This window comes from Sphingomonas immobilis, assembly GCF_030580995.1.
In the GTDB taxonomy this organism is placed as follows: Bacteria; Pseudomonadota; Alphaproteobacteria; order Sphingomonadales; family Sphingomonadaceae; genus Sphingomonas; species Sphingomonas immobilis.
The window spans coordinates 39370-59018 of sequence record NZ_JAUQSZ010000014.1 but is presented as its reverse complement, the minus strand read 5'-3'; the positions used below and the strand labels follow the sequence as shown (position 1 = coordinate 59018).

At 63.2% G+C, this 19649-nt stretch carries 16 protein-coding genes; 9 read left to right on the top strand and 7 right to left on the bottom strand.

What is annotated here, in order from left to right; translation table 11 throughout:
• Position 1 precedes the first annotated feature (1 nt).
• Positions 2 to 481, bottom strand: a complete 480-nt coding sequence (locus Q5H94_RS17870; RefSeq protein ID WP_304562650.1) for a hypothetical protein — start codon at positions 479 to 481, stop codon at positions 2 to 4.
• Positions 482 to 604: 123 nt separating this feature from the next.
• On the opposite strand from Q5H94_RS17870, the gene Q5H94_RS17865 reads away from it, so the two are divergent.
• From Q5H94_RS17865 to Q5H94_RS17835, 7 genes are all read left to right on the top strand, one after another.
• Positions 605 to 1204: a uracil-DNA glycosylase gene (locus tag Q5H94_RS17865; RefSeq protein WP_058455247.1), complete on the top strand. Its 600-nt coding sequence runs from the start codon at positions 605 to 607 to the stop codon at positions 1202 to 1204.
• Between the two features lie 77 nt (positions 1205 to 1281).
• Positions 1282 to 2151 (top strand): LysR family transcriptional regulator, encoded by an 870-nt coding sequence (locus tag Q5H94_RS17860; protein ID WP_058455248.1) that lies wholly within the window; start codon positions 1282 to 1284, stop codon positions 2149 to 2151.
• Entirely contained in the window at positions 2151 to 3302 is a 1152-nt protein-coding gene (locus Q5H94_RS17855; RefSeq protein ID WP_058455325.1) for a TDT family transporter, read from the top strand. The genes Q5H94_RS17860 and Q5H94_RS17855 overlap by 1 nt, the downstream gene beginning before the upstream one ends.
• A gap of 87 nt (positions 3303 to 3389) precedes the next feature.
• Entirely contained in the window at positions 3390 to 4628 is a 1239-nt protein-coding gene (locus tag Q5H94_RS17850) for a molybdopterin-dependent oxidoreductase (protein ID WP_058455249.1), read from the top strand.
• A gap of 11 nt (positions 4629 to 4639) precedes the next feature.
• A complete protein-coding gene (locus Q5H94_RS17845) occupies positions 4640 to 5113 on the top strand; it encodes a c-type cytochrome (RefSeq protein WP_058455250.1) in 474 nt (157 codons plus the stop codon).
• 47 nt (positions 5114 to 5160) lie between these two features.
• Positions 5161 to 5820, top strand: a complete 660-nt coding sequence (locus tag Q5H94_RS17840; protein WP_058455251.1) for an MBL fold metallo-hydrolase — start codon at positions 5161 to 5163, stop codon at positions 5818 to 5820.
• On the top strand, positions 5817 to 6266 hold the full coding sequence (locus Q5H94_RS17835; protein ID WP_058455252.1) for a DUF202 domain-containing protein: 450 nt from the start codon (positions 5817 to 5819) through the stop codon (positions 6264 to 6266). The genes Q5H94_RS17840 and Q5H94_RS17835 overlap by 4 nt, the downstream gene beginning before the upstream one ends.
• Positions 6267 to 6364: 98 nt before the next feature.
• Here the strand turns inward: Q5H94_RS17835 and Q5H94_RS17830 are convergent, their stop codons facing one another.
• From Q5H94_RS17830 to Q5H94_RS17805, 6 genes are all read right to left on the bottom strand, one after another.
• Positions 6365 to 7138 carry an alpha/beta fold hydrolase gene (locus Q5H94_RS17830; protein ID WP_150426738.1) on the bottom strand — a complete coding sequence of 258 codons (774 nt, stop codon included), beginning with the start codon at positions 7136 to 7138 and terminating at the stop codon, positions 6365 to 6367.
• A 432-nt stretch (positions 7139 to 7570) separates the two neighbouring features.
• Positions 7571 to 8500, bottom strand: a complete 930-nt coding sequence (locus Q5H94_RS17825; RefSeq protein ID WP_304562649.1) for an ArdC family protein — start codon at positions 8498 to 8500, stop codon at positions 7571 to 7573.
• A gap of 132 nt (positions 8501 to 8632) precedes the next feature.
• Complete coding sequence (locus Q5H94_RS17820) at positions 8633 to 10696, bottom strand: ParB/RepB/Spo0J family partition protein (RefSeq protein WP_304562648.1); 2064 nt, start codon at positions 10694 to 10696, stop codon at positions 8633 to 8635.
• A gap of 123 nt (positions 10697 to 10819) precedes the next feature.
• Positions 10820 to 15037 (bottom strand): strawberry notch-like NTP hydrolase domain-containing protein, encoded by a 4218-nt coding sequence (locus tag Q5H94_RS17815; RefSeq protein ID WP_304562647.1) that lies wholly within the window; start codon positions 15035 to 15037, stop codon positions 10820 to 10822.
• Between the two features lie 69 nt (positions 15038 to 15106).
• A complete protein-coding gene (locus Q5H94_RS17810) occupies positions 15107 to 16006 on the bottom strand; it encodes a DUF7146 domain-containing protein (protein WP_304562646.1) in 900 nt (299 codons plus the stop codon).
• 80 nt (positions 16007 to 16086) lie between these two features.
• On the bottom strand, positions 16087 to 16407 hold the full coding sequence (locus Q5H94_RS17805; RefSeq protein WP_225207646.1) for a single-stranded DNA-binding protein: 321 nt from the start codon (positions 16405 to 16407) through the stop codon (positions 16087 to 16089).
• 748 nt (positions 16408 to 17155) lie between these two features.
• Here Q5H94_RS17805 and Q5H94_RS17800 point away from each other — a divergent pair.
• Together Q5H94_RS17800 and Q5H94_RS17795 are read left to right on the top strand one after the other, a co-directional pair.
• Positions 17156 to 18250 (top strand): replication initiation protein, encoded by a 1095-nt coding sequence (locus Q5H94_RS17800; protein WP_304562681.1) that lies wholly within the window; start codon positions 17156 to 17158, stop codon positions 18248 to 18250.
• A 178-nt stretch (positions 18251 to 18428) separates the two neighbouring features.
• Positions 18429 to 19631, top strand: a complete 1203-nt coding sequence (locus Q5H94_RS17795) for an AAA family ATPase (protein WP_304562645.1) — start codon at positions 18429 to 18431, stop codon at positions 19629 to 19631.
• The last annotated feature ends 18 nt before the right edge of the window (positions 19632 to 19649 follow it).

Sequence of the window (19649 nt, the reverse complement as noted above, 5' to 3'; positions counted from 1 at the left end):
CTCATGATAGTCTCGCGATAACGCCTATGATGGCAGCCAGTGTCATCATCGCCGCCGGCAGCAGGAATATTTGCATCGTCGCCTCGCGGCCGCTGATCGTCCCGGCGAGGATTTCGACCGTACCGTTCAAGAATTCGCCGAAGCTACGCTGCCGCTCGCCCGGCACCGGACTGTCGGTAAGCAGGATGCCGCCCACGATCAGCGAGAAGTAGATGACCATGAACAGGGTCACCATCACCAGTACGCTGGCGGCATAGGCATCGCGTGCAAAGAAGGTCCAGAAGGACGCCACCATCATCGCGTAGAAGCCGACCAACGCGACCAGCACATGCGGATGCACGCCGCGATTGGCGACGCCGGGCGCCGGACGCTCCAGCTCCGCATAGGGATCGTCGGGCCGGACCAGCCGTAATGCTGGCTTGGCCGCCGGCTCGACCTGTGCCTCGGCCTGAAACTCGGTCTGCTTGATGCGCGTTGCCATGTCGGATCTCCGGATCGACAGCGCTGCGAAATGAAGCGTCGCTGTTCCTGTGATCAAGATGACGGCTCACCAGTCATCGATCCAACCGATGATATTTGTCGTTCCGATCACGAATGGAGATGAATGGCCTGGCTCGACGAACCCGACCTGATCAAGCGACGGCGGCAGTCCTTGGCGGATACACATGTCGCACAGCTCGAATGCTGGCGCGAAGGGCTGTTGGCCGACGGCAGACCTGTGCCGCATTTCGACCCGGCGGACGGCGGGATCGACGCCCGGCTGCTGTTGCTTCTCGAAACCCCGGGTCCCGGGCCTGAGCGCACGCGCTTCGTGTCGCGCGACAATCCGTCCGGGACCGCCCGCAATCTGCGGCGCTATCTCGACGAGGCCGGCATCGACCGGTCCGATTGTGTGCTCTGGAACACCGTGCCTTGGATCATGCATCCACCCGGCGCCCGCAATCGCACCGTGCGCAAAGCCGAGATCGATGCCGGGCTGGCCACGCTTCCCGGGCTTCTCGCGCTGCTGCCCAAGCTGAAAGTCTGCTTGCTGGCCGGCCGGGTGGCGACCAAGGCCGGACAACTCGTGTCGGCGCATGATGCTTCGATCAAGATCATCCCGATGCCGCACCCCAGCCCGGCCAACGTCTGTACAAGTCCGCAGGTTGGGGATCGCCTTCGCGCGGCATTCAGCGAAACAGCGGCCCTGCTCGACCAATCGTAAATGACGATTGGAACGATCCAATCAACAAGTTGGAACGATTGATCGCGCCGGTCTATTGATCCCTGCAGGAGATCGATATGACCCTCGAACAACTTCGTATTTTCGTTGGCGTCGCCGAGCGCGAGCATATGACCCGCGCCGCCGAGGCACTCAACGTCACCCAGTCGGCGGCGAGTGCCGCCATCGCCGCGCTCGAAGCGCGCCACGACGTGCCGCTCTTTCACCGGGTCGGGCGCGGCATTGAGCTCACCGAGGCCGGCCGCATGTTTCTGGACGAGGCGCGCGCCGTCCTTGGCCGGGCCGCGAGCGCCGAACTGGCGCTGTCGGAGTTCGGTGGTCTCAAGCGCGGTACGCTGCGGATCGTCGCGAGTCAGACCATCGCCAGCTACTGGCTGCCTGCGCGCCTCGCTGAATTTCATCGCCGCCATCCGCTGATCGGCATCGAACTGGTGATCGAAAACACCGACGGTGCTGCTGCGCAGGTGCTCGACGGCACGGCCGAACTGGGCTTTGTCGAAGGTTCGGTCGACCAGCCGGCACTTGCGCACTGGAAGGTCGCCGAGGACCGGATGCTACTGGTCGGCGCAGAGCGAACCAGGAATGTTGATGAAAACTGGATCCGCGAGGCCAACTGGATCGTGCGCGAACAGGGATCGGGCACGCGCTCGACCTTCGAGGAAGTGCTGCGCCATCGCGGCATCGATCCCGCTGACCTGCGCATCGGCATGACCCTGCCGTCCAACGAAGCGGTTCGTTCGGCGGTCGAGGCCGGCGCCGGGGTGGCGGTGCTGTCCGAGCTGGTCGTCCGCCGTGCGCTCTTGGCCGGGCATCTCCAAGATCTTGGCCTCGGACTGCCGGCGCGTCCGTTCGAAGCGCTGCGGCACAAGGAGCGCTTTCGCACCAGGGCAGCCGATGCGCTGACCGATCTCGTGAAGGAGCTTGGATGATGACCGGCGATCTCAAGCCCGTGCTCGACGGCCTGCGACCGCTCTCGCGGCTCGATCATCCCCGCGAGATGATCCGCCAGTTCACGCCCAACTGGTTCGCCGCGACCATGGGCACCGGCATCCTCGCACTGGCGCTTCCGCAGGTGCCGGGCATCGGCCCGACGCTGAAGCCGGTCGGCGAGGTGCTTTGGTTCTTCAATATCGCGCTCTTCGCGCTCTTCACCGGTATCTATTCTGCGCGCTGGATCCTGTTCGGCCATGAGGCGCGGCGGATCTTCGGCCATAACACGGTGTCGATGTTCATCGGCACCATCCCGATGGGCCTCGCCACGATCATCAACGGCTGCCTCGCCTTTGGGATCGCCCGGTTCGGCGACGGCATCGTCGGTGTAGCGCATGTCTTGTGGTGGATCGACGTTGCGATGGCGGTGACCTGCGGTGTCGTCATTCCCTATTTCATGTTCACTCGCCACGAGCACAGCCTAGATGGCATGACTGCAGTCTGGCTACTTCCAGTCGTCGCGGCCGAGGTCGCGGCGGCGAGCGGCGGCCTGCTCGCGCCGCATCTCGCCGATCCGCATGCTCAGTTCGTGACGCTGCTCACTTCCTATGTGCTCTGGGCCTATTCGGTGCCGGTCGCCTTCAGTATCCTCGCGCTGCTCATCCTGCGCATGGCACTGCACAAGCTGCCGCACGAGGGCATGGCCGCGTCGAGCTGGCTCGCGCTCGGCCCGATCGGCACCGGTGCGCTGGGCATGCTGGTGCTGGGCGGCGACGCGCCCGCCATCCTTTCCGCACACGGCCTCGCGTCGATCGCCGGCGTGGCACAGGGCCTCGGCAGCATCGCCGGGCTGCTGCTCTGGGGCTTTGGGCTGTGGTGGCTGGCGCTCGCGATGCTGATCACCTGGCGCTACTGGCGCGCTGGCATCCCGTTCAACCTCGGCTGGTGGGGCTATACCTTCCCGCTCGGCGTCAACACGGTCGCAACCTTCCGCCTCGGTACGACCTTCGACCTCGCCTTCTTCGGGATCGTCGGGACGGTGCTCACCCTTGCCCTCGCCATGATGTGGGTGGTGGTCGCCGCCAAGACGCTGACCGGCGCATGGAAGGGGCATCTCTTCGTATCGCCCTGCATCGCCACACCCAACTGATCGCCTGAGGCGATCAAAATCGAAAATCCGATCGCTTGGCTCGACGAGCCGGGTCGGCCACGTTCGCCCGAAGAAGGGAATGCTATCATGGACAAGCTCGACACCTGGCTCGCCGCGCAAAGCAGTCGTCGCCGTTTCCTCGGCCAGGCCGCACTGGGCGGTGCCGCGCTCGCCGCAGGCCCAGCGCTCGCACAGAGCCTTGTCGATCTCCATCTGCCAGGTGGCAATGCCGGACGGCCGATGACCAGCGCCTTTCCCGGCAAAGGCAGCATGATCCTCCAGCGCATGCACCCGCCGCTGCTCGAGACCCCGATGGAGGTGTTTGACCGCGACGTGTTCACTCCCAACGACCAGTTTTTCGTGCGCTGGCACTGGGCCGATATCCCGACGTCGATCGATGTCGATACCTTTCGGCTCACCGTTCGAGGCCACGTCAACCGGCCGCTATCGATCAGCCTTGCGCAGCTGCTCCGCCTGCCGCGCGTCGAGATGGCCGCGGTCAATCAGTGCTCGGGCAACAGCCGCGGCCTGTTCCAGCCGCGTGTGCCCGGCGCACAATGGGGCAATGGTGCGATGGGCAATGCCAAATGGCTCGGCGTGCGGCTGCGCGACATCCTCGATTTTGCCGGCGTGAAGCCGGGCGCGGTGCAGGTGCGTTTCGGCGCGCTCGACCAGCCCGTCGTCGCCGGCGCGCCGGATTTCGAGAAGGCGCTCGACATCGATCACGCCCACGACGGCGAGGTGATGATCGCCTTCGGCATGAACGGTGAGCAGTTGCCCTTGCTCAACGGCTTTCCCTGCCGGCTGATCGTGCCGGGCTGGTATTCGACCTACTGGGTCAAGATGCTCAACGACATCGAGGTGCTGCCCGGCCCCGACGACGAATATTGGATGGCCAAGGCTTACAAAATCCCGGCGACGCCTGGCGCCAATGTGAAGCCCGGTGCCAAGGACTTCCCGACCGTCCCGATCAACCGGATGATCCCGCGCTCCTGGGTAACGAGCCTCGGCGAAGGACAGGCCATTGCCTTTGACCAGACGATACCACTCGGTGGCATCGCGATGGGCGGCGATTGCGGGGTCGCCAAGGTGGATGTCTCCACCGACGGCGGGCGTACCTGGTATCACACCCGCCTCGGTCCCGATCACGGCAAATACAGCTTCCGCCGCTGGGACACGCAGGTGCCGCTGCCGGCGCGCGGAAATGTGCGGCTGATGTCGCGCTGCTGGAACACGGCCGGGGTCGCGCAGCCGATGGCGCCGATCTGGAACCCGGGCGGGTTCATGCGCGGCAATATCGAAACCACCAACATCACTGCGTCCTGAGGAGAGCCGAGATGAAAGTCCCTTCGATCGGCACGCTCTCGTTCGGCGCAGTCGGCCTTGCTGCCCTCGTACTAATCGCGATCGGCCCGCCCGGCAGCCGTGTAGCCCCGCCACCTCCGGCTCCCAGCGGGCCGGCGCCATCGAGTGTCGCGTTTGGAGGCTTCACACTCACATCGGACGCGGTCGACCTGCCGCTCGACGACCAGCAATATCCTGACGGACCGCACGCCGACGTGATCAATGCGAACTGCACCTCGTGCCATTCGGCCAGCATGGCGCTGACCCAGCCCGCGCTCACGGCCGACCAGTGGAAGGCGACGGTCACCAAGATGAAGGAGGTCTATAAGGCACCGGTCTCGGAAAAGGATATCCCGGCGATCGTCGACTATCTGACGGCGCTGAGCGCGAAGCAGGGCAGCGCGGCGCCGGCCGGCAAGGAATCCGGAAGTCAGGGCGCTCCCGACGCGTCGGGCGGGACTGGCTGAGTGACTTATCGCCGCGCGCCGCGTTGCTTGAATGAAGGAGGCGCCCGATGCGTATCGAGAAATTTGTGCATAGCTGCCTGCGGCTGACGCTCGACGGCAAGCGGCTGCTGTTCGACCCGGGCAAATTCTCGTTCGTCGATGGGCGCGTCGATCCTCGCGACCTCAGCGACGTGGATTTCATCCTATTTACGCACGGCCATCCCGATCATTTCGACTGCGAGGCGCTACGCACCATCGTCGGCGATGGCGAACCGCGGATATTCGGAGGCAACAAGGTCGCAGCCACGTTGCGCAGCCAGGGCTTCACCGTCAGCGAGGTCGGAGAGGAAGGGCTCGACCTTGGACCATTCACGGTCCGTGCCCTGCCGGTGCGCCATGAGCCGATCCTCGCCGAAGAAATCCCGGCCGTTCTGGCATTCGTCGTCAATGATCGCCTTCTCAATCCCGGCGATAGCTTTGATGAACGGCTCCACCAATTTGCTGGAATTGAGGCGCTGGCGCTGCCGGTGATGGCGCCGTTCCTGACCGAGATCGGCGCCTACGAGTTCGCCAGCTCCATGCGTCCAAGCCATGTGCTCCCGGTCCACGATGGCTATGCCCGCGACTGGTTCCTGACGCAGCGCTACGATACCTATGAGCCCTATTTCGAGAAGGCTGGCATAACCTTCCACCGGCTCCAGCAGCCCGGTGACGGGTTCGACCTGTGACCGACGACACCCCGCCGGACCCGGCAAAGCCCGCCCACGCGGCCAAGCAGTTGGTCAAGAGCGCCGACAAGCTCGCGACCAGCGCCGAGCAGCAGACCAACAGCGCCGATCGCCGCACAGTACTTGCTGCGGATCGGACCGTCCTCGCGGCCGAACGGACCTATGCCGCCTGGGTGCGAACCGGGCTCGCTGCTTTGGCAGCCGGCATCGGTGCTCGCGCCTTGCTCGACAAGCTGGTGCCCGACTGGATGATCGCGGGCACCGGCTCGGTTCTGGTCCTATTCAGCGCCCTGTGCTTTATCGCCGCGATCTGGCGCGAGTTCGCACCGGGTGTGCCGCCGCCCAAGCCCGACACGGCGAAGCTACCCGGCTGGCTATTGATCCTCGTCAACGGATTCCTGGTCATGGTGTCGATCGCAGCGCTGATCGGGCTCTGGCTCGCCTGATCGCGGCGTCGTCAGCTGTAGTACCGGATGCGCGCTCGGCGCAGGATCTTGTCTTCGAGTGAGTAATAGAGCCAGATACCGTGTGCGACGAAGGTGCACTACTGGATTGCGGCAAATATTACTGCAACTGTCTCGTCAGGCTGGTCCAACATTGGAAAATGCCCGCTTGCCTTGAACCAGTGCAGCTCGGCGGAAGGAAAGGCGGCCTTTGCACGCGCCGCTTGTCTTGGCAGGCATAAGCGATCGCGGCGACCCCAACCGATTACGATCCGCCGAGACGGATCGGCTGCTGGACCAATTTGCTCAGGCCCGCTGGCGAGATCATTCACCAGAGCATCGAATGTTGACGTGGCGCTTAAGCTTTCAAGCTCGGTCGCGACAACCGTCGGGTCGAGCGCCCAAGGGCGAGCCGACAGCTGCGCTAACAGCGCCGTGCGTGACGCTGCGTTCTTGCTTAGCGTTGGCAGCATAGGCCGGATTGCCCGAACCAACCGCCCCGAGACTCCGATGGTAACTTTGAAGAATGTGCGCTCCCAGCCGCGCCAGAAGCCGCCAGGATCGAGGGCCACGACGTTGCCGACCCGGCCACGCCGCGCAAGCTCCAGCGCAATCCGCGCACCCATTGAGCTACCGACGACATCGATTCCTTCAAGTCTGCGTTCCGCGATGTAACGCTCGACGCTGCCAACGAGGCCATCGAAGGTCCCGCTATCCTGGCCAGCTGGACTTGCGCCGTGTCCGGGAAGGTCAACCACGATAAGCGACCGCTCGGCACTGAGGGCGTCCATGACGGTGCTCCACGACTTCCAGCTTCCGCCGAGACCGTGAATTAGTAGCAGCTGGCGGCCAGAACCGCGTCGAATCTCATGCATTCAGCAAAACTCCGATTGGTTACCCTGAACCATCGGCATCGGGCTTTGGGGCCGGCGACCGCGCCATCGAATTGATTATACGAATAAGTCAGTTGGGTCATCGCGCGACCGACCGCTTCTGGGTTAGGTGATCGCGGCGTCGAATGACCGCTATTGAGGCGCGTTGCCGCCCGGCAGCTTGATGTCCGCCGAACGGCGGGTCTTGGCACAATCCGACGTTTCCGCACCTCCCGACGAACGGCGTATGGGTGAGCCGCCGGCAAAGTAGGCTCGGCGCTCTGTCGCCTATCGTTCGAATCGAGACTGATCGCGTCGGCGAGGCGAATGAGTGTTACTGCCGCTTCGCGAATTGCGCTCGACGAAGTCACCAGATTGCGAATCAGGAGAAGGACGGACGGTAGCCACCGGGGTCGGGGCAGGCGATCGCCGCGATCATGCTGCTTCACGGATTTGTTCCTTGGCGTCGTCCGACGTGGCGAGGCCAGTTGCGCGGAGCAGAAAGGCGGCGGCCGCTTCGGCTTTTGCCGCAGCCGTCATGATGGCGCGGGAATCCTTGCGCAGCACCCTGATCCACGAGCCGATATACGCTGCATGATCGTCGATATGGGCGGTCGGGAGGCCAAGATCCGCGCCGAGCAGGGCAGATGTCATCTCGGCGCAAAGCTCTTCGAAAGCATAGGCGTTGTCGCCTAATTTCCTGCCGAACTCACGGTTGAGCCGGTCAGGATGGCCGGTCCAATGCCCTGCCTCATGCGCTAACGTCGAAGCGAAATAGGCACGGGTGGAAAACAACGCCACGGGCGGCATCGTGATGCTGTCGGCAACACGGTCGTAGAAGGCCCGATCGCCGCACTGGTGAACCCTCGCCGGAAGGGCATCGAGGAAGCGCTCTGCGCGATCCGGCAGTTCGTCGTCAGGCGCGACCACGCTGAGGGGGCTTAGATAAAACTTCTCCGGCAGCCCGTCGATCTGATCGGCATTGAAGACGGCGTAGGATCGCAGCACGCGTCGCATTTCGTCCGTGGTGTCGCCGGTGACGGGCGACTCCACGGTTTTGCTGTACGATTTGTAGAAGATCGCGATTTGCGACCGCTCGCCTTCGCGGACCTGGCCGCCCAGTGCCTGTGACTGTTTATACGTCATCCAGGTACGAGAATGGTAGCCGGCGCATTCGGCGCAGAGCCACAGCCAGAAGCAATTGATGCCCTTATACGCGTCGCCGGTCGCGCGAAGGGGACGCCCGCCGAGGCCAGGTCGCCACGGTTTCACCCAAGGGCGTACGCCCGCTTCGAGTTTGTCGATGATCGCGTTGGTGATGGTGTCGGCAGGCGACGGTTTATCGGTGGTCTTGGCCACGGTCATTCTCCTGATCTGGTAGAGGCGAGCCCGGACCAGCACCCTCCCCTCACAGAGCCTGCCGCCGGGGCACAAAAGGAGGGGCGACACTCCGCGAAGAGTGCCGCCCCCAGTCGCCTCGAACCGTTCAAACGGGCGTCAGGCCGCCTCGCTCAAATCGTCCTGACCGTCGTGCGACGCGTCCTCCAGGTCCGACTCGTCATCGACATCGTCACCATCATCGCCGGGATCGACATCATCGGCCTCGTCGATGAACGTCGAGCGCAGCGCTATGGTCTCGGGCTGCTCGATGGCGTCGAAGCGCATGGCATCAGGCAGCCAGGCCGTCGCCTTTTCGCGGATTTCGGCCTCGACGATCCCCTGTCCGTTGCACAGCGCGGCGCAGGTTGCGGCAAGGTCGCTCTTCTTTGCGTCCTTGTAGCGCCCGCGCAGGATCGGCCCGCCAATGTCCTCGAGCGCGGCAAGCATGACCTCCTTTTTGACACGGCCGAAGAAGTTCTCGGCCGTGGGGCGCCACCAATGCTCGACCTGAATGTCGAGCGCGCGACCAAGATGGTCATGGAACCCGTTCGACCGTCCGCCCTCGGCAATGTTCAGGCTCGGTTCCAGCGTGCGTGCGATCGAGAAGGCCACCCAACTGCCGCGGGCCTCGTCGTCGAGCGCGCGAAAGGCGTCGAAACGTTCGGTCATGGTCTTGTGACCGGCCCAGCTCGTATCGAGACGCTGGCGCTGATCCTCGATGGTCTGCGACGCCATCGATCCTTCGTCGCGGAAGCCGAAGATCGGGAATTGCGCGCCGCTCGACTTGAGCGTCGAGTGGTTGCGGACGTAGTTTTGCTCGAAGACGACATTCTGCGCCATCAGGAAGATGGTGAGGTCCAACGCCATCGCCGGATCGCTGGCGATATGGGCGACGAGGATCTGCCGGCGCTGGGTCGCCAGTTCGTCGATCAGCGTAGCACTGAGCTTGGGTCCATGATCGATGTCGCCGGCGCCGTCGTCACCATTGGCACCGCCCGTCACCTTGGGCGCAGCATTCGGATCGACAACGGGCTTCTCGCTGAACATGCGGGTCTGAACGCGGGCTTCGCCATCACCACCGATATAGACGAACGTCCCGATCTGTGCCCGGACCGCCGGATCGATCTCGCGACGGGACTCCTCGATGTCTTCAAGCTCCCGTTCGATCTCCTCGAGGCGATCGTTCGCCGCCTCGGCTTCCGGCGTCCCGTCGGTCAGTTCACACTCAAGCCGCTCGACGAGTTGGTCATTTTCGGCCGAAAGGGCTTCGACACGTGCGCTTTCCTCCTCGCTCAGCGGCCGCGCGGGCGCGTGAAATTCATGAAGCTGACGCTCGAGATCATAGGGAACGTGAGTAGCCGCGATCGGCGTCACGAACGCGAGGCCCTCCGCCTGCGCGAGTGCGGCAGCGGCCGCCTCGAGCTTTTTGCCGGCAAGATCTTCGAGAAGATCGACGTCGATCCAGTTCTCGTCCCCCTCGGCGGCAAAGAGATCACCCTCGATGCGGCCGCCTGCCGCGACATAGGCATCGCGACCGATGAACCGCGCCTTGGCATCGTTCGCCTTGATCGTGCCGTTGAGGATCGCACGCCGGATGTTGTCGGGCTGATCGCCGTAATAGGAGGTGCTCATCTGCGCGAAGACGCGCGCCTGACGATCGATGTCGCTCGTCACGGCATAGGCCTGGGCGACACCCAGGGTGATTTCACCGGCGGCGAGAGCCTGGAACACGCTCGGCGCGAGCTCCGCAAGCCGCACCCGCTGCTCGACGAAGCGGGTGGTGACGCCCTGGCGCTTGGCAACGTCCTCGGCGGTCATCCCCTTCTGGATGAGGAAGTTGAACGCGGTGCTTTCATCCGCCGGGTTCATCGGAACGCGCTGGAAGTTCTCGGTCAGGCTGGCCTCGACCGAGTTGTCGTCGTCGGTAAGGACGAGGACAGGCACGACATGGTCGGCGGGCAACGTGCCCTGTTCGATCAGGCTCTGGAGTGCGCGCAGCCGGCGCCCGCCCGCCTTGACGGTGAAATGGCCCGCCTTCTTGAGCGGGGTAACGATGAGGTTCTGCAACAAGCCTTGCGTTGCAATGCTGGCTGCGAGGGCGTCGATACTGGCCTCACGGCTGGATTTGCGGACATTGTCCTTGGACAGCGAGAGGTTCTTGACCTTTACGGACTGGATCATCGGTTGTCTCCATCTGGAACTGGCGCGCCGCCTCGGCGGTCACGCGAGCCTGCTCATCAGGCCCACAAAGCCGAAGGCTCCCTCCCCTCTCCTGCGCTGACCGCGGAGAGAGGAGCTGGATCGTCAGGCGGTGATGCGCTCGATGACGGCGGCGGCATGCGCGACGGGGACGAACATCCGCGTCCTGTGCTGGATGATGTCGATAAAACAGCCCGCCGCCTTGAGTTCGGCAAGCCGCGTGTGCGGCCAATCGAGCAATTCGAGGCGCTGCTGGCCGGCGACCAGGCTGCGCTTGAGCCGGTAGGCTCCGACGGACGATATCTCGCCGGTCGTCATCACATGCTTTGCGGTATCGTCGACCGACACGGTGATGGCGGCATTTATCCCGAAGGCATCCGCGAGCTTCGACACCAGCGGTGCAGGGACGATCCGGCCGAGGAAGGACTGGCCGTCATCGGTGTTCAGCCGCCAGACCTGAACGTGATCGTCGGGCAAGCGATCCCAGACCGGCAGGAGCAGGCCCGCGACCAAATAGAGCGTGCTGGTGCGGGTCTTGTTCCGCATCTCCTCCACCTCGGCCTGCCACAGCGCCGAAAATTCCGCCTCGCTGGTCTCTTCCCACATCGTTTCGAGCAGCAAGTCTTGCCGCATCCGCTCGGAACGGGTCGGCCGAACCAGCTCGTAGCGGCGAACGATCTCGCCATCGTCGTCGGTGAGCGAATAGGTGCTGCACCGGATCGCGGCCCTGCCGGACTTGCGATTGACCAGCGGGCGCGCGTCGTCGCCCAAGATCCGCAACGCGCGGTCCAGCGGGACCGGCTTGTAGCGCTCCTCCGTTTCGAGGCGCAGGATCTCGGTTTCCGCGCCGCTCGTCTCGTCGCGCCGGATCACCGTGCGATCGAGGATCGTGATGCGTTCGGCATTGATGCTCTCGACACCAAGATCGAGGGTGCCGGCTTCGCGCGCCGCCTCGATCCGGGCCTCGATCAGACCGAGATATTCATCGAAGATCGCATTCTGCAGCGCGATGCGCAGCGCGAGGATACGATTGAGCCAGCGCTGAATGGGCGGCAGCTCCTTCTTCAGCCCGCCGCCTTCACCCTCCAGCTCAAGTCCGGTGAGGGTCTGGAATTCGTCAAGCGTGGTCGAGCGCAGCTTGCCATCGGCCAAAAGGCGAAACCATGTCTCGAGCGATTCCTTGGCATAGTCGCTTTCAAGATTGTCCCGCGGGTCGAACAGACCCTGGCCGCCCGTCTGGCGCTGGCCCCGTGTCAGGGCGCCAAGGCTGTCGAGGCGGCGGGCGATCGTCGAGATGAAGCGCCGCTCGCCGCGGCAGTCGGTCGATACCGGACGGAATAGCGGCGCGGTTGCCTGATGCGTGCGGTGGGTACGGCCAAGGCCCTGGATGGCCGCGTCAGCGCGCCAACCGGGCTCGAGCAGATAATGGTTGCGGCGCGACTGGTTCTCGGCGGTGAGGCTGGCGTGATAGCTGCGCCCAGTGCCGCCTGCATCCGAGAAGATCAGGATCTTCTTCTCGTTCCGCATGAAGGCGTCGGTCTCGGCAAGGTTTGTTCGCGGCGAACGGCTCTCGATACGCTGGCGACCGTGCGCATCGACGACGATACGCCGGCTGCGTCCCGTAACCTCGGCGACCGCATCGCTCCCGAAATGCCCGATAATATGATCAAGGGCGGACCCCACGATCGGCAGGGAGCAGAACCGCTCGACGAGATTGTCGCGCATCTCGATCGCTTCCTGGCTGAAGATGGGACGGCCTTCCTCGTCGGACATCGGCTCGGAGCGGATCTTGCCAGTGTCATCGACGAAGGTCTTCATCTGTCGGACGGGAAAGGCCGCCGTGAGGTAGGACATGACGAACTCCTTGGGCGAAAGCTCGATGTCCAGATTCGCCCGGTCCTCGGCATTCAGCGCGGCCAGTGCCCGGTTGAGCATCGCCTCGGACGTCGAGACCAGCTGGATCACGACGCTCTCGCCCCGGGCCAGATCGGCACGGATCGCCGGTATCAGCGATGGCAGCTTCATGCCGATCAGGATCTGGCCGAAGAAACGCTGCTTGGTGGATTCGAAGATCGACAGTGCAGCGGCCTTCGCGCCGCTGTTGTAGGTGTCGTTTGAGAAGCTGTCCGTCACCCGGGTGGCATCGAGCGCGGTGCGCAAATTGGCGTGGATAATCGCCCACGCATCGGCATAGGCGTCATAGACCTCGATCTGGTCGGGCGTAAGGCGATGTTCGAGGATGTCATATTCGACACCGGCGAAACTGAGCGCCCTGGCGACGTAGAGGCCCTGCATCTTCAGGTCGCGGGCGATCAATTCCATGGCCGCGATCCCGCCACGACGCAAACTGTCGACGAATGCGCGGCGATCGGCGAAGGCGGTGGTCGGACCCCACAGGCCAAGCCGGGTGGCATAAGCGAGATTGTTGACGTCCGACGCGCCGGTTGCGGACACGTAGAGGACGCGGGCGCGAGGCAGCAGATTTTGCAGGCGCACGCCGGCGATCCCTTGATCGGAGCCATCCTTGGTGCCGAAACGGCCTTCGCCGCCGGCGACACCCGACATTTCGTGCGCCTCGTCGAACACCATCATGCCGTCGAAATCGTCCCCGACCCAGTCGAGAATCTGCTGAAGACGGGTGCCCTTGTCGCCGCGGTTGGAGCGCAGCGTCGCATAGGTGAGGAATAGCACGCCCTCGGCCGCGCCGATCGGCGTGCCGAGTTTCCACTGATTGAGATGCTGGATGTCGAGCGCGAGACCGCCGACCGCGGTCCAGTCGCGACGTGCATCCTCGAGCAGCGTCTCGGTCTTGGATATCCAGATATGCTTGCGGCGCCCGCGCAGCCACTGGTCGAGGATGATGGCTGCAACCTGACGGCCCTTGCCGGCACCCGTGCCGTCGCCAAGGAAGAACCCGGTCCGGTAAGGTCGGCCGGCCTGGTCGGGCGCGAGCGACAATCCTTCCTCGGCCGCCTTGAACAGGCCAGAGATGTCTCGCTCGAAGGCGTCACCGGCGTAGATCAGCGTTTCGAGCTGAGCGTCGGATAGCACCCGGTCTGCGACAACGCGGGTCGGCAGCTTGGGAACGTAAGAGGGCCGCGGCGCCGTAATCGAGCCCATCGCGATCGATTCCACCAGAGCGGTCGGATGCGCGGATGCACAGGATATGGCGATGCGGCTCGGCCGGTACGGCAAGTAGACACCGACCGCCTCGCCGGTCGGTACGGGTTCGGCAAAGACATCATAGCCGATATCGAGCGCCCCAAGAGACGGGGCGGCCTTCGCGATCGGGGCCGAAAGCCGGGGCCTATTCGAAAGACCGCCGAGCAGCGATCCGTGCGCACGGGGTGGTGCAAGGCGCACTGGCGAGCATCCCGGGGTTCCCGTAAGGCTGGCAGCCGATGTGCTGATCGCCGCAAGCACCTCTGCGAGCGAGTTGCACCGGATGAGGGCGACGTCGTCCTGGGAGCCTTTTTCCAGAACGATCAGCTTCACGATCTGGCTGGTGCCATGTTTGGCATAGGCATTCGCGGGGAGTTCGACGTGGAGCGTGACCGCGCAACCGTCGGTCGCCTTCGCCCAGGCGCGGCTTGATGTGTCCACGCGATCGGGAAGGATCGCGGCGCAGCGCCCCCCGGCACCAAGCCGCTTCAAAGCGGCGCGCAGATGACGGAAAACGGCAAGCGGGTCGGCATGCCTGCCTATGCTGCGGGAAAAGGGCGGGTTGATGAGCACGGCGGTCGGGCGGATCGACAGCGGCAGCAGATCGTGGATGAGTTCGCCATCGTGGCGACTGACCTGTGCGGTGGGAAATGCTGCCTCGAGCATACCGGCACGCGCGGGATCGATCTCATTGAGGACAAGCTTGGCGCCAACGCGGGCGGCGAATACGGCGAGGAGCCCGGTGCCGGCGGAGGGTTCCAGCACGGTATCCGCAGCGGTGATGCGAGCGGCGAGCGCGGCAAGATAGCCAATCGCAGCCGGTGTCGAAAATTGCTGGAGCGCGATCTGTTCTTCGCTGCGCACACTATGCGTCGGCAGGGATGCGGTAAGAGCAATCAGGGTCGCAAGGCACTCGGCCGGCTCTTGCGGCAGGTCGAGCGTGGCGAGGTGCAGGACCTGGGCCAGCTCCAGCACATCATAGGCGTCGCGGAGTGACCAATGCCCATCGGCTGCGGTTGAACCATAAGCGGTTTCCATCGTCCGGAGCAGGCCAGGCCGGTCCAGGCCGTCGCCTTGGCGCAACATGGCAGCGATCGCCTTGGCCGCGGTGATGGATGGTTCGGTGAAATCGAGTTCGAAAGCAGCGGCTGAGGTGCGCATTGTAAGCCTCCATTGCATCGCCCGGTGTCCATCACCGGATCAACAAGCCGGAGGCCTCCTCTCCTCTCTTCAGTGGGAGTGCGTCTGAATCACGGGGCGAGGAACGGCGTTGCGGGCAAGCCGATCGCGCAGAGCATCGTTCCAATCATCATGTTCGGATGGGAGCCATTCCTCGACTCTTCGCCCGTTGGCGCTGAGATGCCCCCCTGCCCTCTTCAGACAAATCTTCGCGGCCTTGTTCCGCTGACCGAACACGATGACGCGCTTCACATGCGACGGTATGCCGACATGGGCGTAGCGCTCGGCACCAAGCACGGCCCAAACCGGCAATTGAAACCAGTCGATGGCAGACAGAGCATCTTCGATCCCCTCAGCGATGCCCAGGACGTCATCCGGCTCACCAAAGCGCACGCTGCCCGAGCCGAGCAGACCCAGCGCCAGTTTCGGTTTTCGGAACGGCCGCCGCAAAATATCTGTGGGATCGAGAAAGGTCCGGTGGACGGCGACCAGACCAAGCTCATTTCTCACCGCGGCGATCATTGCGGGAAGGCTGCGCCGATCCTTCCCCTTCCCTATGATCGTCTGTGGGTTGAAGCGAAGGTCGGACGTTGGCGCGTAAAGGCTCCGAGCATGAAGATAGGCTTCAGCCGGTGTTCCGGCGATGGGGATGCTGTGCTGCCACAATGACCTGGCCAAGCCGCTCAGATCGCGCGCCGGCGCGCCTGATTCGACATGGACCGGCAGCCTGTCGTGCAGGCCCTGACGATCCAGAGCCTTGAGGATATCGGTCGACGTGCATCCCGCGAAGCATTTGAACAGGATCGCCTTGGTCCCCAGGCGGACCGAAAGGCTAGGCGAGTGATCATTATGGGCGGGGCAGCGGCACTCTCCGCGCGAACCTGACCAGCGTCCACCCAAGCTCTCGACGATTTGTTTGGCGCGGACTGCTGCATCGATGGTTGCGGGCATGGGCGAAACTCCTGTCGAAATTCAAGGTCGCTCCGCGCATGCCCCCTCTCCTCTTGCCGATCGGCGCTGCCTCCTGCGATCTATGCCGCCTTTGCCGCGAGCACACCGAACTCTTCGACGATTCGGTCGGTCGTGTAGTGAGTGGTGCCGTCGCGCTCGTAGGAGGTGTCACGGAGCCGTCCGGCAATCCGCACGAGATCGCCAACCCGGGCATTCTCATCGATATATTTCCGCTGGCCGTCGCTGAAAATGACGACTCGGTTCCAGTAGCTATCCTCGATCCACTGATCGCCTTCTCCGCGGCGGCGGTAGTTCGCGCATACCGAGATGTTGGTGACCTTGGGCTTGGCATCGATCTCACCGATCCGTCCGATGATCTCGAATTTGGCAAAATTGATCATGCGACCTCCTCACTGCGTCTGCCCAGCGGCGACGAGCGGTGATGCAGCTACGATCGGTTCGCTGAGGATCTCGTCGCAGGGCGGAGCTGCCGAGGATCGAGACCGTGATGCTATCGTGGAACACCGGCCTGGAGGTATCCCCCCAGCTAGGGGGGCGGGTATGTCCCCGACCGTAAAGGCTCAACGAATCGCCTGCTTGATCTCTTAGAATCATTCTAAAACAACGCCGCTGCTTGCAGCGGAAGGATTCATGATTCTAAGTGATTCAGATTCGGTGCCGAAAAGGTTTGCAATTTCAATGGTCTGTCGCGTTTATCCTGACCGCGCGGGGGATTTTGCCTGACCCGGCGGGGGCATCATCCTGACTGGTCGGGGGGAGATAGCTGACCTATTGGGGCTATCCTGACCGATTGGGGGCGATGGCGTCAGGCGATCTCGCGCTTTCGAACGGTGGCATTCTGGCGCGTTTATCGCGCGTGAGCGAGCCGAAAACGGACAGAACCCGAATTGCATTGCGACTCGGCGAAATCTCAAGGATTCTGCAGAGGCGTCATACGATTCGAACCTGACCGGATGGGGGCGGCAAAAGCGTTTCAGCCTGCCCTGACTTGACGAGCGAGGACAGGTCAGGCAGCAATTAGACGAATCTGCCCAATATGCGCTCGGCCTATATGACATGGAACATGCGGAAAATCTAAGCGCGGATGCAGCGCAAGAGGCGCAAGCCGATTCGGCCCCTGGCCGTGCTATGCGTGTTGCAGCGGCCTTGCAGGCGAAGGGTGGCGAGGAATTTGCCAAACCCGGCAGCATTGTTGAGATTAAGTTCGTGAAAGGCCAATCGCTCAGCCTGACGGCGTCCCGGTTGCTCGCGTTGATGATCCTGACAGCAGGCGGCGATGCTTGGCAGGACCGGCCGCATCGCATGCGCAAGGCCGATATCCGCCGCGGCCACAAGGGTAACGAACGTATCTCCGACATGCTGGAGGAACTTCACCGCACCCTCTTCGCGATCGACGACCGATCCTGGCGCGGCAAGAAAGCGACGCTGCGCTTTTCCCTGATCTCGTCGTCCCGCGAAGAGGCTGAAGATTTGGACGGTGCGGATGCGGGGTGGATTGAATGGGAGTTTACGCCTGATGCGCGCAAGCTCATTCAGGAATCTGAGAGCTATGCCGTTCTCAATCGACAGGCGGTACTCGGCTTTCGATCGAGCTATGCGCTCAAGCTTTATGAAATCGGATCGCTGCGGCTCCATCGTCGCCAATCGACCTGGAAGGGCGATATGGCGGCGCTGCGTGCGGCGCTGGGCATTTCGCCAGACGTTTATAAGGATTTCGCGCAGCTCCGTCGCAAGGTGCTCGAGAAGGCGAAGGCCGAGATCGACCAGCTGGCCCACTTCCGGGTGGAGTGGAAGGAGATACGACAGGGCCGGACAGTGACCGAGATCGAGTTCCGTTTCGAGCCGAAGGATGCGCCGGCGCAGATCGCGACCGTCGATGAGATTGAGCGGCACTCGACGGGGCGTAAGGCACGCCGGGAAGGGGCTGTAGAGACGGTTGCCGAGACGGTGGAAGTGGGATCGGTCGTGAAGGCGGCCATCAGCGCGCTTGTCGCGCCGGAGAAGAGTTCGGAGATCGTCTTTCCGCAAGGAACGATCCGGTTCAACGCGGAAGGCTTGGCGACCATCGCCCGGTCGCACGGCGGTGGCTGGGATATCGATCTCATTGCTGACGCCTATCGCCAGCAGATGGGAGACCGTTTGGCGAAGCTCAAGGGCGCGAAGCTGACCAGTTCGTGGACCGGTTTTTGCGAGAGCTTCGTTGCCCGAAGGGGGCGCCCATAAGCGAAATTGCACCGGTGCAATTTCGTCGTGCCCCCACCGAGTCAGGATGGGCCGCTTGGTAGGCGCTCTCGCAGCGATTTCGGCTCAAAGCAAAGTCCCACTTTCGAAATAACGCTTTTATTTGACGAAAAAGCGCAAGTAGCGCTACTATGCCCTCAGTTTCGCAAAGGGGCGCCCTGTGGCAGCATCACTAGACATCGACGACACCCATGATCTTCTCTCGGTGGCGACGCTTGCCCAGCGGACCTCATCGGTGCTGGAGCGCCTTCGCGATTCAGCGCGCAGCGCACGGGCGGACGAGCGACGCGAGCCCACCTTCCCGATCGGAAAGGCCGCTGATCTCGTCGGACGGACGCCCGCTGCGATCCGCGACGCGGAAAAGGATGGGCGTCTTCCGCCACCACCGCGAACCGAGAATAATCGCAGGGTTGGCTACACCCTCGCCCAACTCAATGATATGCGAGGCCTGTTCGGCACTAGGCCCTGGCGGGCACCTGATGATCCATGCTGTGTCGTCGCCGTCCAGAACTTCAAGGGAGGCGTCGGCAAATCGACCTTGTCTGTCCACCTTGCCCAATATCTCGCGATCCAGGGCTACCGCGTTGCCCTTATCGACTGCGATAGTCAGGCTTCGGCGACGACGTTGTTCGGCTATGTGCCTGATCTCGACCTGAGTGAGGAGGACACGCTGTACCCGTTTCTACGAGAGGAGGAGATGACCTCGCTCGATTATGCGCTGCGCAAAACGCATTTCGACGGTCTCGAACTGATCCCGGCAAATTTGCGACTGTTTCAATCGGAATATGAGATCGCGGCCCGAATGGCGCGAGGGCAGGGGGGGCTTATCGATCGCCTCTCCGAGGGTATCGCCAGCATCTCCGATCGCTTTGATGTCATCGTCCTCGATCCGCCACCAGCCCTCGGAGCCATCTCATTGTCGGTGTTGCGCGCCGCGAACGCACTCGTCGTGCCGGTGCCGCCAACCGTCATGGACTTTTCCTCGACCGCGGCGTTTCTGGCGATGCTTGATGAGACTATCGAGACGCTGGCCGAACGTGGTTTCGCGCCGACTCTCAGATTCCTGCGCTTCGTTGCTTCCAAGGTCGATGAGAATAAGTCGATGCAGAAAGAGCTGCTCAATCTGATGCGGACGCTGTTTGGTCAGGCGATGGTGCGCACCCCGCTCAAGGACTCGGCTGAGATCGACAACGCGACCGCCCGTTTGATGACGGTCTATGAGCTTGACGGTCCGGTGACGAGCAGCGCCGTCCGCAACCGCTGCCTCACCTATCTCGATGGGGTGAATGCCGAGCTCGAGTTGGATATTCGGGCCATGTGGCCCAGCCATTTGAGCCGTTTGCGCAAGGAAGGTCTGGCGTGAAACAGCAAAATTGCACCG